Origin of the sequence: Dactylosporangium vinaceum (assembly GCF_019904175.1) — a bacterium.
In the GTDB taxonomy this organism is placed as follows: domain Bacteria; phylum Actinomycetota; class Actinomycetes; order Mycobacteriales; family Micromonosporaceae; genus Dactylosporangium; species Dactylosporangium vinaceum.
This window is the reverse complement of sequence record NZ_CP061913.1, coordinates 5,707,727-5,721,658: the sequence shown is the minus strand read 5'-3', so window position 1 is coordinate 5,721,658 and position 13,932 is coordinate 5,707,727. Positions and strand designations below refer to the sequence as shown.

Here is a 13,932-nt window from a genome sequence, read left to right as displayed (position 1 = left end):
CCCGATCCTGGCCGGCATGAGGATCCTGGTCACCGGGGGCACCGGCTTCGTCGGCTCGCACAGCGTGGCGGCGCTCGTCGCCGCCGGCCACGACGTGCGGCTCCTGGTCCGCTCGGCCGCGCGCATCGGCCCCGCCCTGGAGCCGCTCGGCGGGCCCGCGACCGTGGACCACGTGGTCGGCGACGTCACCGACCCCGGCTCGGTCGCCCGCGCGCTGCGCGGGTGTGCCGCGATGCTGCACGCCGCCGCCGTGTACGACCTGGACGCCCGGGCCCGGCCGGCGATCGCGCGCACGAACGTCGCCGGTGCGGAAACGGTGCTGCGGGCGGCCGTCGAGGCCGGCTGCGACCCGGTCGTGCACGTGTCGAGCACCGCCGCGCTGCTGCGGCGGCGGGCCACTGTCACCCCGGACTCGGCGCTGTCGAGCGCGCCGGGGCCGTACATCCGGTCGAAGGTCGCCTCCGAGGCCGTCGCCCGCGGGCTGCAGGACGCCGGTGCGCCGGTGGTGATCGTGCAGCCCGGCGCCGTCCTCGGCCCGGACGATCCGCACTGCGGCGATCAGGCCCGCCGGTTGCGGGACATCCTGCGGGGGCGGTATCCGGTGTGGCCGAGCGGCGGCCTCCACGTCGTCGACGTCCGCGACGTCGCCGCCGTGCACGCCGCCGTCTTCGCGCTGCCGGCCAAGCCGACCCGCTACCTGGTCCCGGGCCGTTTCGTCGACGGCGCGACCATGTTCGCCACACTGCGCGGGCTGACCGGCCGCCGCCTGCCGTGCCTGGTCGTGCCGTCCGCCGCCATGCTGCCGCTGAGCCGGAGCATGTCCGCCGTCCAGCGTGTGACCCCGTTCCACCTGCCGGTCGACCATGAAGGCGTCGTGTTCGTCGATGCCGCGACCCGCTGCGACGACTCCCGCGCCCGCGACGAGCTCGGTGTCGAGCCGCGCGCGCTGACCGAGACCTACGGCGACACGATCCGATGGCTGCACCGCACGGGACGGCTCACGGCCAGGCAGGCCGGCGCCGTGGTGCGCCGGTAGGCCCTGAGGCGACGAACCCTTCGCCGCGACAGCCGGGCGGGTGCCGGTGCCGCGTGGATGTTTCACGGGTTTGCCCAGGCCAGACGGTCGCGCGGGCGGCCGGAGTGGACCATTCGGGCAGAGGCGGCCAATGATAGGCACCCCCTCATATCGCTTGACGTAAATCGGTTCGACGTCTCGACTCGAAGGAGTCTCCGTGCCCACACGCCGCTCCCGCCGGCGCCTGATCGCAGCTGCCGTGGCCGCATCGGCCTGCGTCGCCTTCGCCGCCGGTTGGTCCGTGATCGGATCGGCCTCGGCCGGCACGCTGTCCGGCACCCTCTACCGTGACCCCGACTCGCAGGTCGCCCGCTGGGTCAACGCCAACCAGGGCGACTCGCGGATGCCCGTCATCCGCGACAAGATCGCCAGCCAGTCGCAGGCCCGCTGGATGGCGAACTTCAACATCTCCACCATCCAGTCCGAGGTCTCCTCGATCGTCGGCGCCGCCAACGCCGTGAACCAGGTACCGGTCCTGACGAGCTACGCGATCCCGAACCGCGACTGCGGCGGGGCGAGTGCCGGCGGGGCCCCGGACCTCAACCAGTACCAGCAATGGATCTCCGGCTATGCGCGCGGCCTGGGCAACCGGACCGTCATCGTCATCATGGAGACCGACGCCCTCGCCCTGCAGACGTGCCTGAGCAGCAGCGAGGTCCAGCAGCGGGCCCAGGCGATCAGCACCGCGGTGCAGACGCTGAAGTCGGCCAACCCGAACGCCAAGGTGTACCTCGACGGCGGGCACTCCGCCTGGAACTCCGCGTCCGAGCAGGGTTCGCGGCTGGTCGCGGCCGGCGTGCAGTACGCCGACGGGTTCTTCACCAACGTCTCGAACTTCCAGCCGACGGGCAACGAGGCCAACTACGGCCGGTCGATCATCTCCTACCTGCAGAGCCGCGGCATCAACGGCAAGCACCAGATCATCGACACCAGCCGCAACGGCGGCGCCGCCGGCGACTGGTGCGCCGACGACAACACCGACCGCCGCCTCGGCAACTACCCGACCCTGAACACGGGTGACGCCAACATCGACGGCTACCTGTGGATCAAGGACCCGGGCGAGGCCGACGGCTGCAACTTCGCCGCCGGCAGCTTCCAGCCCAGCCTCGCCTACAGCCTGGCCTCCAGCGCGCCGTACCCGCCGGCCGGCTCCCCCACGCCGACGTCCGCGTCGCCGTCGCCCAGCCGCACGAGCTCGTCGCCGTCGCCGTCGCCGTCGGCGTCCGGCTCGCCGAGCGCGTCCACCTCGCCGAGCCGCACCGGCGGCGGCGGTGGCGGTGGCTGCAGCGCGGTGTACCAGACCACCAGCGCCTGGCAGGGCGGGTTCCAGGGCAACGTCACCGTCACCGCGGGCGCGTCGGCGATCAGCAACTGGACCGTCACCTGGACCCTGGCCGGCGGTCAGTCGATCACCCAGCTCTGGAACGGCACGCTGACCACCAGCGGCTCCGCCGTCACGGTGCGCAACGTGTCGTACAACGGCTCGCTCAACGCGGGCGGCTCGACCCAGTTCGGCTTCACCGGCTCCGGCAACGCCTCGACGCCGGCGCTCACCTGCACCACGTCCTGACGCACGGCCCGGGGCGCAGATCGGCGACGATCTGCGCCCCGCTCGCAACTGCGACACAGGAACGCGCCGCATTGGTACTGTCCACACGATGACCTTCACGCAGCTCATGGTCCGCACGGCGCAGGGCTTCGATGCGCTCGGCGCCGGCGTGCTCGTCGTGGGCCTGCTCTGGGCGCTCGTCCTGGCCGTGCGGACCTGGCGGACCCGCGGCGGCCGCCCGGCCTACCAGGCGCTGCGGGAAACCTTCGGCGGCGTCCTCCTGCTCAGCCTCGAAGTCCTCGTGGCCGCCGACCTCATCCGCACCGTGGCCGTCGCCCCCACCCTCGCGAACGTCGCCGTCCTCGGCCTCATCGTGCTCATCCGCACGTTCCTGAGCTTCTCCCTGCAGATCGAGATCGACGGCGCCCCGCCCTGGCGCCGCGCCCTGACCAGCGGCGCGACGACCGTGGCCCGCGCGGCCCGCAATGCGAGCGGGGACGAGCGCCGGTAGGGGCCCCGCTGCGAGACGCGCGGGCGCCGCCCGGCGGTCAGGCACCCACCGGCGACTGCGCGCGCACCGCCGGGCCGCGGGCCGTCACGACCGAGGCGGCCACCAGCCAGAGCGGCAGCAGCAGATACACGACGACCGCGAGCGGGCCGAGCACGCCGATCACGGCCAGGACCACGGTCAGCACGGCGAACCACTTCGGCAGCGTGGCGGTGCGCAGGCCGCCCAGCCCGAGCCCCCAGAACGCCGCCACGAGCCCGGCCAGGGCGGGCAGCCAGCCGATCAGCGCGAGCTGGCCGATCGCGGCGGTCGCGGCGGCGTCGTGCGCCTTCGCGGCGTTGGTGAGGGCGATCTAGAGGATCCCGAGCGTGCCGAAGCCCGCCGCGGCGACCAGGAGGCCGCCGTGCGCGATCGAGGAGTACGTCGACTCGCCGGCCTCCCCGGCGCGCAGGGTCCGGCGGGCCGCGGCCGCGAACAGCACCAGCAGGAACGACCCGGCCAGCAGCGCGAAGCCGGCGGCGTAGTTGCGCGCGACCGCACCGGCGACGACGGCCACCGCCTGCGGGTCCTCGGGATCGTCGGCGGTCTTGGCGGCGGCGAACTGGACGGCCCAGACGGCGCCGGCCAGCGCGCCGGACCAGGGCAGGAGCTTCTCGAACACGGACGTCGGCATTGTCGGTCCTCTCGGGCACGGTGAGCAGTGATGCGATGACTGTCGCCGCACCCGCGCCCCGGCCGCACGGTGCCGATGTCCCGGGTCACCCGGGAACCGTTCCCGGGCGGGCTGACACGCCTGCCGGCGCCGCGCAGACTGATGGCATGCACCAGGCCGTCGTCTCGCTCGGCGCCGCCGCCCCCGTCGTGGCCGGCCTGCTGGTGCTGCGGTGGCGCCCGCGGCACCCGGTCGGCTGGCTGCTGGTGGCCGACGGGCTGTGCTTCTTCGCGCTGCTGTTCTCGCCCGGGCCGGGTACCTCGGCCGCCGCTCTCGCCTTCGACCAGCTGACCCAGGGCGCCTGGGTGCTGCTGTTCCTGTGGCTGGTGCTGATCGCCTACCTGCTGCGACGGGCGGGCGGCGAGCCCCTTCTGGCGCTGGTGGGTCCGGGCCGGGCTGGCCGGTGCCGTGCTGTTCATGGTCGGTGCGGCCGGCGACCGGCAGGGGTTCGAGGACGGTCACGGTGGTGCCGCCCCGCCGGTGCCGTGGCTGCCCGAGCCGGTGAGCGCCGGGCTGGGCGTGCTCGGGCTCCTGCTGGTGGTGGCGCTGTGCTTCGGCAGCCCGGTCGCGGTCCGGCGCCGGCTGCGGCGGGCCCGCGGGGCGCAGCGCCTCCAGCTGCTGTGGCTGGTGTGGGGGACCCTGACCGTCCCGGTCGCGCTGCTCACCGGGTGGGTGAACCACTTCCTGGTGCCCGCGGTGCCGCTGTTCCCGGTCGCGCTGGGGCTGGTGGCGGTGGGTCTTCCGGTCACGGTCGGCATCGCGATCCTGCGGCACCGGCTGTTCGACATCGAGCTCGTGCTGTCGCGCACGCTGACGTACCTGCTCCTCGTCGCCGCGGTGGCCGTCGTCTACGCGCTGCTGCTGCTCGGCGCCGCCCGGCTCACCGGCCACGACACGCTCGGCGGGCTGCTGGCCGTCGGCGTCGTGGCGGTCACGGTGCATCCGGCCTACTCGTACCTGCGCCGGCACATCGAGCGCTGGGTGTACGGCCTGCGCTGCGACCCGCGCGCGGCGATCCGGCTGCTCGCCGACCGGGCCGACGCCGCCGATCCGAACGGGCTCGTCGCCGCCGTGGCCGAGGCCGTGGCGGCCGCACTGCGGGTGGACCGGGTCCGGATCGAGCGCAGCGTGGCGCCGGACGACGGCGCGCTGTGCGAGCCGATGGTGCACCGGGGCGAGCGGATCGGCTACCTGGCCGTGGACCTGTCGGCCGGGCGGCAGTTCGCGCGGGCCGACCTGGATCTGGTGGAAGACCTCGCCCGCTACGCGGCGGTCGTGGTCCGGGCCGGGCAGCTCAACGACGAACTGCGGGAGTCGCGCAGCCGTATCGTGGCTGCCCGCGAGGAGGAGCGCCGCCGCCTGCGCCGGGACCTGCACGACGGCGTCGGCCCGTCGCTGGCCGCGGTCGTGCTGAAGCTCAACGCCACCCAGTCCCGGCCCGACCCGGCGCAGCGCAACGCGCTCATCGCCGAGACCCGCGACGAGGTCAAAGCAGCGATCGCGGAGGTACGCCGCCTCGTCGACGACCTGCGCCCGCCCGCCATCGACGAGGTCGGCCTGCTCGGCGCGGTCCGGCAGCGCGCGGCCGCCCTGACCGGCGAGGTCACGTTCGAGGTCACCGGGCCGCCGGTGCTCCCGTCACTGCCGGCCGCGGTCGAGGCCGCGGCGTTCCGGATCGCCTCGGAGGCGATGACAAACGTCGTGCGCCACGCCGGGGCGACCCGCTGCCGCATCGCGGTCGAGGTCGGCGGGGCGTTCGAGCTGACCGTCGCCGACAACGGCCACGGCATCGGCCCCGGCGCCACCGGCGGCGTGGGCTGGACGTCGATGCGCGAGCGGGCGGCCGAGCTCGGCGGCAGCTGCACGATCACCAGTCGCCCCGAGGGCGGCCTGATCGTCCGGGCCGTCCTGCCGCTGCCCGCCGGCCACCCCGAGGAGGTGCAGCCATGATCCGGCTGCTCGTCGTCGACGACCACCCGGCCTACCGCCGCGGCCTGGAGCTGATGCTCACCGGATCGGCCGACATCGCGATCGTGGGCGAGGCCGACACCGGCGACCGCGCGCTCGACGTGGCCGCCTCCGTGGCGCCCGACGTGGTCCTCATGGACATCCGGATGCCCGGCCTGGACGGCATCGAGGCGACCCGCCGGCTGGTCCGGTCCGGCTCGCCCGCCGCGGTCGTCGTGCTCACCATGTTCGAGGACGACGACTCGGTCTTCGCCGCCATGCGCGCCGGCGCCCGCGGCTACCTGCTCAAGGGCGCCGAGCAGGACGAGATCGAACGCGCGATCCGCGCCGCGGCGGCCGGCGAGGCGATCTTCGGCCCGCAGATCGCCGGCCGGGTCATCGCCCACTTCGCCACCGGCACCGGCTCGCGCACCGCCGCGTTCCCGTCCCTCACCGAACGCGAGCGCGAGGTCCTGGAGATGGTCGCCGCGGGCAAGGGCAACGCGACGATCGCCCACGAACTGATGATCAGCCTGAAGACGGTCCGCAACCACATCGCCAACATCTTCACCAAGCTCCAGGTCTCGGAGCGCGCCCAGGCGATCGTCAAGGCCCGCGAGGCCGGCCTGGGCGGCTCCGGCCGGCAACCCGGCCCGCCGACCCGAGCCTGAGGCTCCCGCCCGGCGGGACGGCTGCGGCTCCGGCGTCCGGCTCCCGGGCCGGGCGGGCCGCGGCCCACTGGGCGAGCGCCAGGAACCAGCCGAGCAGCAGCAGCCACAGGTAGTGGTCGGGCAGCTCGATCCGGCTTCCGGCGACCTGCGCCCGGGCCGGCACCAGAGGCGGCAGGAGGTGCGGGATCAGATCGTCCGCACCGGTCGCCGACAATACCGTCACGATATTGAAGATCAGCAGCACCGCAATGGTCCCCGCGGTCGCCGCGGCAGTCCACGCGGCGGCCGGACCGCGGCGGCGCTCGACGGCCGACCCGATCCCGGCGAGGCCCGTGCCCAGCAGCACCACCGCGAGCCCGACGTCGGCCGGGACGGGCGGGTCCAGCAGCACCAGCGCGGCCCAGACCCCGGCCAGCCCGAAGCCGCCCGCGAGGCCGGTCAGCAGGGTCCGCGCCGTCACCGCCGCGCGATGCCCCGTCACCGCCAGCGCCCCGGCGAGGAAGCCCGCGAACACCACCGCGAGCACCGGCTCACCGCCGAGGTCGGCGTTCGTCTGGTGGGCCATGAACCAGCCGGCCTCCACGGCGAGGACGCCCACGAGCGCGTACGCCACGAGGCGGGTGGCCCGCGCCGCCCACCCGGCCCCGACGGGTCCGAGCGGCCCGAACACCCCGAGCTCCGCCACGGCCGCGAGCAGGAGCGCGAACGCGACGACGCCCCAGCGCCGGGGCGCCCAGTCGATCGCCGCGCTCCACCGCACCACGAACCCGGCCGCGGCGACGGGCAGCAGCGCGTACCCGACCCGGCGCCAGACCGCGGGCCGGGTCAGGATCGCCGCGACGCAGCCGGCCGCGAACCGCCGCCGCTCCCCGGCCGGGCCGATGCCGTCGAGCTCGGCGAGCATCGCCGCGCCCCACTCCCGCCGCGGCGCCGGCAGCAGCCGCACCGCCGCCGCCAGCAGCCACCCGCCGCCGTTCACCACGCACCTCGCAGTCTCGCCGGACGCGCCGGGGCGGGCGCCGCTCCGGCCGGTGCGGCGGCCGGGGTCGCCGCGGCCAGCCGGAGCCCCTCGCCGGTGAGCCGGTAGAGGTGGCGCGGCGGGCGGCCGGGGTCGCCGCGGCCAGCCGGAGCCCCTCGCCGGTGAGCCGGTAGAGGTGGCGCGGCGGGCGGCCGGGCGGCGGGCCGTCCTCCCAGACGGCTTCGAGCAGCCCGCGGTCGCACAGCCGCATGAGGATCGGATACAGGGTGCCGGCCTGCAGGCCGACCTCGAGGCCGAGCTCGTAGCCGTACCGCCACGTGGCCGGCTGCGCCGCCAGGGCGTGCAGCACGGCGGTGGTCTGCGGAGACGGTCGCCGGGTCCGGGTCACCGCATAACTCTATATACATCGAGTTAGCCGCGGCAGCCACCGTTCGGACAGTCCCCCTGCGGGCGGGTGAGCTCGATGGGCACGCCGCTCACGCGGCCGGCGTTCCCGACGTGGCGTACTGGCTTCTCCGCCCGGCAGTGAGCGGCGGGTGGCGCCTCAGTGGCAGGTGAGCCCGATCGGCGCGAGGCCGCAGCAGCTCACGAGCACCGTCACGACGCCGGCCGCGGCCGTGCGCCAGACGCCGCCGGCCTGGCTTCGGCTGCGGCGGGCGGGCGGCAGGAACTGCTCGATGAGGACGGCGGCCATCCAGAGCATGCACAGCAGCAGCACGCCGTAGTCCCAGCGCTCGTCGCCGTAGGCGCTCGCGTTGCCGGAGGCGCCCCAGTTGGGGCAGTCGCGCTGATCGGTGATCGGGTCGAGGTACAGCACCAGCAGCACCAGCGCGGCCCCGCCCGCGATACAGGCCCACAGCCCGCTGAGTCGGCTCACCCGGCCGACTGTAGGTGCCGGTTGTGGAGGGCTCGCGGAGGCGGCGGGGAGCTTCGGCGCAGGCCGGCACCGTGCGGATCGGCCCGGTGGCAACGCCGTGAGCAGAATGCGCGAAAGCGGCGCAACGACGTTTGTGCGCACAACGCCGGCAAGCCTAGGCGCTGCCCGAGGCGGCACCTACCGTCTGGCAACACCCGGCGTGCACACCCCGAAACGGCCGGGTGCTACGCGAGGAGGAGACGTGAGTACACCCGCCATCGAGCTGCGGGAGGCGACGAAGCGCTTTCGCGGCTCGTCCGGCATCATGACGGCCGTCCAGGACCTGACGATCAGCATCCGCCCGGGCGAGTTCGTGGCCGTCGTCGGGCCGACCGGCTGTGGCAAGTCGACGACCCTGTCGCTCGTCGCCGGGCTCGAGCCCGCGTCGTCCGGTGAGGTCATCGTCCACGGCGAGCCCGTGCGCGGGATTCCGGCCGGGATCGGCTACATGTTCCAGCAGGACGCGATCCTGCCCTGGAGAAGTGTGCTCGACAATGTGGCGACCGGCCCGCGGTACCGTGGAAGCTCGAAAAAGGACGCCCGGCAGGCCGCCGCCGCCTGGGTCGACCGGGTCGGCCTGGCCGGCTTCGAGGGGTTCTACCCGCACCAGCTCTCCGGCGGCATGCGCAAGCGGGTGGCACTGGCCCAGACGCTCGTCAACGATCCGCGGATCCTGCTCATGGACGAGCCGTTCAGCGCGCTTGACGTGCAGACCCGCGGGCTCATGCAGGACGAGCTGCTGCGGCTGTGGCAGGGCTCCGGCGCCGCCGTCATCTTCGTGACCCACGACCTCGAGGAGGCCATCGCCCTGGCCGACCGGGTCGTCGTGCTCACCGCCGTGCCCGCGACGATGAAGGCCGAGTTCGCGATCGACCTGCCCCGGCCCCGGGACGTGGAGGCGATCCGCCTCACCACCGCGTTCCTGGAGATCTACCGCGAGGTCTGGCAGTCGCTGCGCGACGAGGTCGCCCGGGCCCGGCGGGGGGCGACGCTCAGTGGCAACTGACACGCTCGCCAAGGCGGCCCTGGACGCCGTCATCCGCCAGGCCGCGGCCCGGCAGCGCCGCCGCGGCGCGGCCGTCTGGGGCGTGCGCATCCTCGTCGTCGTGCTCGGCCTCAGCGCGTGGGAGCTCGCCGCCCGCTACTGGGTCGACTTCGACGGCACCACCCACTTCAGCAAGCCCCTCGACTGGAAGGACCACGCCCAGCGCTGGGCCCTCGACCAGTTCTTCTACTCGCAGCCGTCGCAGATCTGGCAGCGGCTCGTCGACTGGTTCACCGTCGGGCCGAGCAGCGGGCCGATCTGGGAGCACATCGGCGTCACCATGGGGGAGGCCGTGTCCGGCTTCGCGATCGGCTCGCTCGGCGGGGTCGTGCTCGGCGTGCTGCTGGGCCGGGCCCGGTTCCTGGCCGACGTGCTCGCGCCGTTCATCAAGGCGGCCAACGCCATCCCGCGCATCGTGCTCGCGTCGCTGTTCGTGATCTGGTTCGGGCTCGGGCTGAGCTCGAAGATCGCCACGGCCGTCGTCCTGGTCTTCTTCGCGGTCTTCTTCAACGCGTTCCAGGGCGCCCGCGAGGTCGACCGCAACCTCGTCGACAACGCCCGGATCCTGGGGGCGAGCCGGTCCAAGGTCCTGACCTCGATCGTCATCCCGAGCGCGACGTCGTGGATTCTCGCGTCGCTGCACGTCGCGTTCGGCTTCGCGCTGATCGGCGCGGTCGTCGGCGAGGTCATCGGGGCCAGGCGCGGCCTCGGCCTGCTCATCGCCCACTCCCAGGGCACGTTCGACGCGGCCGGCATCTACGCCGGAATGATCGTCATCACGGTCGTCGCGCTGATCGCGGAGTGGCTGCTCACCGCCGTCGAGCGCCGCCTGCTGCGCTGGCGACCACCCACCGCCACCGACTCCGTCCACGTCTGATGGAGCGCACCATGATGAGGAAGTTCGCCCCGATCGCCGGCGCCGCGCTGCTGCTGGGGCTGGCCGCGTGCAGTACCGCCCAGCCGCCCGCCGCGGCCAGGACCGACGGACCGCTGGAGAAGGTCCGCATCGGCGTCGGCGGCATCAACAAGGTCATCTACCTGCCGGCGATGCTCACCGAGCGCCTCGGCTACTTCAAGGACGAGGGGCTCGAGGTCCAGCTCTCCGACGAGCAGAACGGCGTCAACCAGGAGAACGAGATGCTCGCCGGGCACCTCGAAGGCGTCGTCGGCTTCATGGACCACGCCTACACCCTCCAGCTCAAGGGCAAGTGCGTGCAGAGCGTCGTGCAGTTCGCCAACACGCCCCTCGAAAAGGTGATGGTGTCGGCGAAGGAGACGGCCGTCAGGTCGATGGCCGACCTCAGGGGCAGGAAGGTCGGCTTCACCAGCAAGGGCTCCTCGACGAACGCGCTCGTCAACTCGCTGATGGGCAAGGCCGGCGTCAAGGAGAGCGACTTCACCGGCGTCGCCGCCGGGGCCGGGTCGACGTTCATCGCCTCGATCGAGAACGGCGGGATCAGCGCCGGCATGACCACCCCGCCGACGTCGACGATGCTCATCGACAAGGGCTCGGCGACGACCCTCGTCGACCTGTCCACTGTGGACGCGACGCGCAAGGCCCTCGGCGGGCTCTACCCGGCCAGCTCGCTGTACATGCCGTGCGACTGGATCAAGGCGCACCCGCGCGAGTCGCAGAAGCTGGCCAACGCGTTCGTGAAGACGCTGCGGTTCATCGCCGGCAACCCGGCCGAGGCCATCGCGGGCAAGATGCCGGCCGACTACGCCGGCGGCAACCCGAAGCTGTACGTCGCCTCGATCCAGGAGACCAAGGACGGCTTCACCGCCGACGGCGTCATCGACCCCGACGGCGCCCGCAACGTCGTGGAGGTCCTCGCCGTGGGCATCCCGGAGGTCGCCGCGGGCAAGGGGCGCATCGACGTCGCGAAGGGGTACACCACCGAGTTCGCCGCCAAGGTCCCGAAGGCCTGACCAGCCGGGCCCGTCGCCCGCCGGTGACGGGCCCGGACTAGGCTGTCCGGGTGGACAGGGTGCCGGTGGTCGCGCTGACCGGGTATCTCGGCGCCGGCAAGACGACACTGCTCAACCATCTCCTGCGCCGGCCCGGCGCGCGCCTGGGCGTCGTCGTCAACGACTTCGGCGCCCTCAACGTGGACGCCGCCCTCGTGACCGGCCAGATCGACGAGGCCGTGTCGATCTCCGGGGGCTGCCTGTGCCACCTTCCGGACGCCGGCGGCCTGGAGGACGCGCTGCACCGCCTGTCCCGGCCGCGGCTGCGGATGGACGCGATACTTGTCGAGGCCAGCGGCGCGGCCGACCCCGTCGCGCTGCACCGGCTCATCAGGGGCAGCCGTGTGCGCGGCATCCGGCCCGGCGGCCTCGTCGAGGTGATCGACGCGGTACAGCACTTCGGCACCGTGGACCACTCGGCGCAGCCACCCGCCCGCTACGCGGCGGCGACACTCGTCGTCATCAACAAGGCCGACCTGCTGCCGCCGGGCGAGCGCGACGATGTCCTCGCCCGGATCCAGGAACGGGTGCGCCGGCGCCAGCCGCACGCGCAGATCGTCATCTCCCGGCACGGCCGCATCGATCCGGCGCTCGTCTTCGACACCGCCACCGACCAGGACCCGGCCGACGAGCTCCCCCTCGCCCAGCTCTACCGCGATCAGCACCACCACACCGACGACCACGAGCACGCGCGCGCGGCCTCCACGGCGCTGACCCGGCCGATCTCGGCGGGCCTGCTGCTCGACCTGCTGGAGAGCCCACCGGCCGGCGCGTATCGGATCAAGGGCCGGGTCCGGGTGTACGGCACCCGCGCCGAGCAGGGCTACCTCGTCAACGTCGTCGGGCCGCTCATCCACGTCACGCCGCTGCCCCAGCCGCCACCGGTCGGCGAGCTCGTCGCCATCGGCGCCCACCTGGACCAGCCGGCCGCCCAGCAGCGCCTGGACGCCGTGGCGGGCACGCCGGCCGAACGGCCGGACACCGACGGGCTCCGGCGGCTACGCCGCTACCGCACGCTCAGCACCTGACGCCGTTCCCGGCGTAACGGCACGCCGGCGCGGGCGTTCAGCCGGCGGGCTCGACGACCTCGCCGCGGTCCACCGGGAGGCGGGCGAGGGCGAGCGCGGCCAGGAGCGCCGCGACGGCACACACCGACCAGACAGTGAGGTATCCGGACAGCGACGCGTGCCCGGCGGCCGGATCGTCGATGGAGCCGGTGGCCGACAGCGCGATGGCGAAGATCGACGATGCGATCGCGCCGCCGACGGTCTTCGTCGCGTTCGTCATGCCCGTCGCGAGGCCGGTGGCGGCCGGCGGGGCACCGGCGGCGGCCGCGACCGGCAGCGCCGCCACGAGCGCGCCCGAGCCGAGGCCGGCGATCACCATGTTCGTCACCGCCTGCAGCGTCGTGGCGTGAAACGGCAGCCACAGCGCATACCCGGCGGCGACGAGCAGGCAGTACAGGACGTGGGCCCGGCGGGTGCCCAGCAGCCGGGCGACGACGGGAAACGTGAACGCCCCCGCGGCCAGGCTGATGACGTACACGCCGATGAGCGTGGAGACGAACGAGGCGCCGGCGCCGAGCCCGTAGCCGGCGACGGCCGGATCGGTCCGCGCGAAGGTGGACAGCGGGATCTGCGCGCCGAGCACCGACATGCCGAAGAGGAACGCCGTGAGCTGCACGGGCCACTGACCGGGCAGCGCGAGCAGCCGCACGTCGATGAACGGCTGCTCCCGCGCCGCCTCGAAGCGCACGAAGGCGGCGAGCACGCCGATCCCGAGGGCGAGCAGCACCCAGGCCGGGATGCTCGCGAGCCCCTGCAGCCGGATCACGATGAGGCCGGCCATGACCAGGCCGAGCGCGGCGATCAGCAGGCCCAGGCCGGGCAGGTCGGGGTTGCTCAGGCCGGCCCCGGGCACGTGCTCGATGCCGGCGATGACGAGCACCAGCACCAGTGTGACGGCGATGGCGGGCAGGGCCAGGACCACCGGCATCGAGACCGACTCGACAAGGGCCCCGCTCGTCAGCGCGCCGACGATCACGGCCAGCTCGAGGGCACCGACCAGGACGGCCGCGGCGTAGCGCGTGAGGGTCCCCTGGCGCGGGCGGCCGGCCGTGCGCCGATAGACGATCGCGATCTCGATCGGCAGCCACACGATGTAGGCGCCCTGCACGGCGAAGCCGATGAGGAACGTCGCGAAGTTCGGTGCGAACACCAGGACCCACGAGCCGAGCGCGGTGACCGCCGTCGAGGCGACGAGCACGCGCTTGTGCCCGACCATGTCACCGAGCCGGGCCAGCGGCGGCACGGCGAGTGTGGCGACGATCAGCTGCGCGGCCTCGAACCAGTTGACGTCGGCGTCGCTCATCCCCAGATGTCCGGCGATGTCGGTCCAGATCGGCGTGTAGTAGCCCTGCAGGATACCGCTGGCGATCTCGACACAGACCAGGAACCCGACGATGCGCACCAGCCTCTCGGCCGCGGGCCGGGCAACGCCGGGACGTCCGGGATCGGTGATCGGCTCGGGTCGGCCCATTGCCGGTTCCTCTCGCTCCGCGCG

At 73.8% G+C, this 13,932-nt stretch carries 14 protein-coding genes and 1 pseudogene; 9 read left to right on the top strand and 6 right to left on the bottom strand.

What is annotated here, in order from left to right; all coding sequences use genetic code 11:
* Window positions 1-16 precede the first annotated feature (16 nt).
* The 3 genes from Dvina_RS25660 (at window position 17) to Dvina_RS25650 (ending at window position 3,135) form a co-directional block, all read left to right on the top strand.
* Window positions 17-1,036 (top strand): NAD-dependent epimerase/dehydratase family protein, encoded by a 1,020-nt coding sequence (locus Dvina_RS25660; RefSeq protein WP_223104999.1) that lies wholly within the window; start codon window positions 17-19, stop codon window positions 1,034-1,036.
* Window positions 1,037-1,232: 196 nt separating this feature from the next.
* Entirely contained in the window at window positions 1,233-2,645 is a 1,413-nt protein-coding gene (locus tag Dvina_RS25655; protein WP_223104998.1) for a glycoside hydrolase family 6 protein, read from the top strand.
* Window positions 2,646-2,733: 88 nt separating this feature from the next.
* Complete coding sequence (locus Dvina_RS25650; protein ID WP_223104997.1) at window positions 2,734-3,135, top strand: DUF1622 domain-containing protein; 402 nt, start codon at window positions 2,734-2,736, stop codon at window positions 3,133-3,135.
* A 37-nt stretch (window positions 3,136-3,172) separates the two neighbouring features.
* Here the strand turns inward: Dvina_RS25650 and Dvina_RS25645 are convergent, their stop codons facing one another.
* Window positions 3,173-3,385: a hypothetical protein gene (locus Dvina_RS25645; RefSeq protein ID WP_223104996.1), complete on the bottom strand. Its 213-nt coding sequence runs from the start codon at window positions 3,383-3,385 to the stop codon at window positions 3,173-3,175.
* 99 nt (window positions 3,386-3,484) lie between these two features.
* Window positions 3,485-3,805, bottom strand: coding sequence for a hypothetical protein (locus tag Dvina_RS25640; RefSeq protein WP_223104995.1), 321 nt, complete (start codon window positions 3,803-3,805; stop codon window positions 3,485-3,487).
* 456 nt (window positions 3,806-4,261) lie between these two features.
* On the opposite strand from Dvina_RS25640, the gene Dvina_RS25635 reads away from it, so the two are divergent.
* Both Dvina_RS25635 and Dvina_RS25630 read left to right on the top strand, forming a co-directional pair.
* The gene (locus Dvina_RS25635; protein ID WP_246656586.1) at window positions 4,262-5,794 is read left to right on the top strand and encodes a sensor histidine kinase; all 1,533 of its coding nucleotides are present in this window, start codon (window positions 4,262-4,264) and stop codon (window positions 5,792-5,794) included.
* A complete protein-coding gene (locus Dvina_RS25630) occupies window positions 5,791-6,462 on the top strand; it encodes a response regulator transcription factor (protein WP_223104993.1) in 672 nt (223 codons plus the stop codon). Before Dvina_RS25635 ends, Dvina_RS25630 begins: the two co-directional genes overlap by 4 nt.
* On the opposite strand, the gene Dvina_RS54460 is transcribed toward Dvina_RS25630, so the two are convergent.
* The 3 genes and pseudogenes from Dvina_RS54460 to Dvina_RS25615 all read right to left on the bottom strand — a co-directional run bounded on the left by Dvina_RS54460 (window position 6,398) and on the right by Dvina_RS25615 (window position 8,318).
* Window positions 6,398-7,441 (bottom strand): hypothetical protein, encoded by a 1,044-nt coding sequence (locus Dvina_RS54460; protein ID WP_246656721.1) that lies wholly within the window; start codon window positions 7,439-7,441, stop codon window positions 6,398-6,400. The two genes, Dvina_RS25630 and Dvina_RS54460, sit on opposite strands and share 65 nt — an antisense overlap.
* Before the next feature lie 205 nt (window positions 7,442-7,646).
* A pseudogene (locus tag Dvina_RS54455) lies at window positions 7,647-7,691 on the bottom strand (hypothetical protein); the annotation flags it as partial.
* A 294-nt stretch (window positions 7,692-7,985) separates the two neighbouring features.
* Window positions 7,986-8,318: a hypothetical protein gene (locus tag Dvina_RS25615; protein WP_223104991.1), complete on the bottom strand. Its 333-nt coding sequence runs from the start codon at window positions 8,316-8,318 to the stop codon at window positions 7,986-7,988.
* A 241-nt stretch (window positions 8,319-8,559) separates the two neighbouring features.
* Here Dvina_RS25615 and Dvina_RS25610 point away from each other — a divergent pair, with 241 nt between their 5' ends.
* The 4 genes from Dvina_RS25610 to Dvina_RS25595 are packed head-to-tail and all read left to right on the top strand — an operon-like array spanning window position 8,560 to window position 12,398.
* The gene (locus Dvina_RS25610; protein ID WP_246656447.1) at window positions 8,560-9,363 is read left to right on the top strand and encodes an ABC transporter ATP-binding protein; all 804 of its coding nucleotides are present in this window, start codon (window positions 8,560-8,562) and stop codon (window positions 9,361-9,363) included.
* A complete protein-coding gene (locus Dvina_RS25605) occupies window positions 9,353-10,279 on the top strand; it encodes an ABC transporter permease (RefSeq protein ID WP_246656446.1) in 927 nt (308 codons plus the stop codon). Before Dvina_RS25610 ends, Dvina_RS25605 begins: the two co-directional genes overlap by 11 nt.
* An 11-nt stretch (window positions 10,280-10,290) precedes the next feature.
* Entirely contained in the window at window positions 10,291-11,331 is a 1,041-nt protein-coding gene (locus tag Dvina_RS25600; RefSeq protein WP_246656445.1) for an ABC transporter substrate-binding protein, read from the top strand.
* A gap of 50 nt (window positions 11,332-11,381) precedes the next feature.
* Window positions 11,382-12,398: a CobW family GTP-binding protein gene (locus Dvina_RS25595; protein ID WP_223104990.1), complete on the top strand. Its 1,017-nt coding sequence runs from the start codon at window positions 11,382-11,384 to the stop codon at window positions 12,396-12,398.
* A gap of 37 nt (window positions 12,399-12,435) precedes the next feature.
* Here the strand turns inward: Dvina_RS25595 and Dvina_RS25590 are convergent, their stop codons facing one another.
* On the bottom strand, window positions 12,436-13,908 hold the full coding sequence (locus Dvina_RS25590; protein WP_223104989.1) for an MFS transporter: 1,473 nt from the start codon (window positions 13,906-13,908) through the stop codon (window positions 12,436-12,438).
* Window positions 13,909-13,932: the final 24 nt, after the last annotated feature.

Bases quoted from the DNA above. Each gene is read 5' to 3' on its own strand.
- Dvina_RS25660 (WP_223104999.1), top strand. From the start codon at position 17: ATGAGGATCCTGGTCACCGGGGGCACCGGCTTCGTCGGCTCGCACAGC.
- Dvina_RS25650 (WP_223104997.1), top strand. From the start codon at position 2,734: ATGACCTTCACGCAGCTCATGGTCCGCACGGCGCAGGGCTTCGATGCG.
- Dvina_RS25640 (WP_223104995.1), bottom strand. From the start codon at position 3,805: ATGCCGACGTCCGTGTTCGAGAAGCTCCTGCCCTGGTCCGGCGCGCTG.
- Dvina_RS25635 (WP_246656586.1), top strand. From the start codon at position 4,262: ATGGTCGGTGCGGCCGGCGACCGGCAGGGGTTCGAGGACGGTCACGGT.
- Dvina_RS25630 (WP_223104993.1), top strand. From the start codon at position 5,791: ATGATCCGGCTGCTCGTCGTCGACGACCACCCGGCCTACCGCCGCGGC.
- Dvina_RS25600 (WP_246656445.1), top strand. From the start codon at position 10,291: ATGATGAGGAAGTTCGCCCCGATCGCCGGCGCCGCGCTGCTGCTGGGG.
- Dvina_RS25590 (WP_223104989.1), bottom strand. From the start codon at position 13,908: ATGGGCCGACCCGAGCCGATCACCGATCCCGGACGTCCCGGCGTTGCC.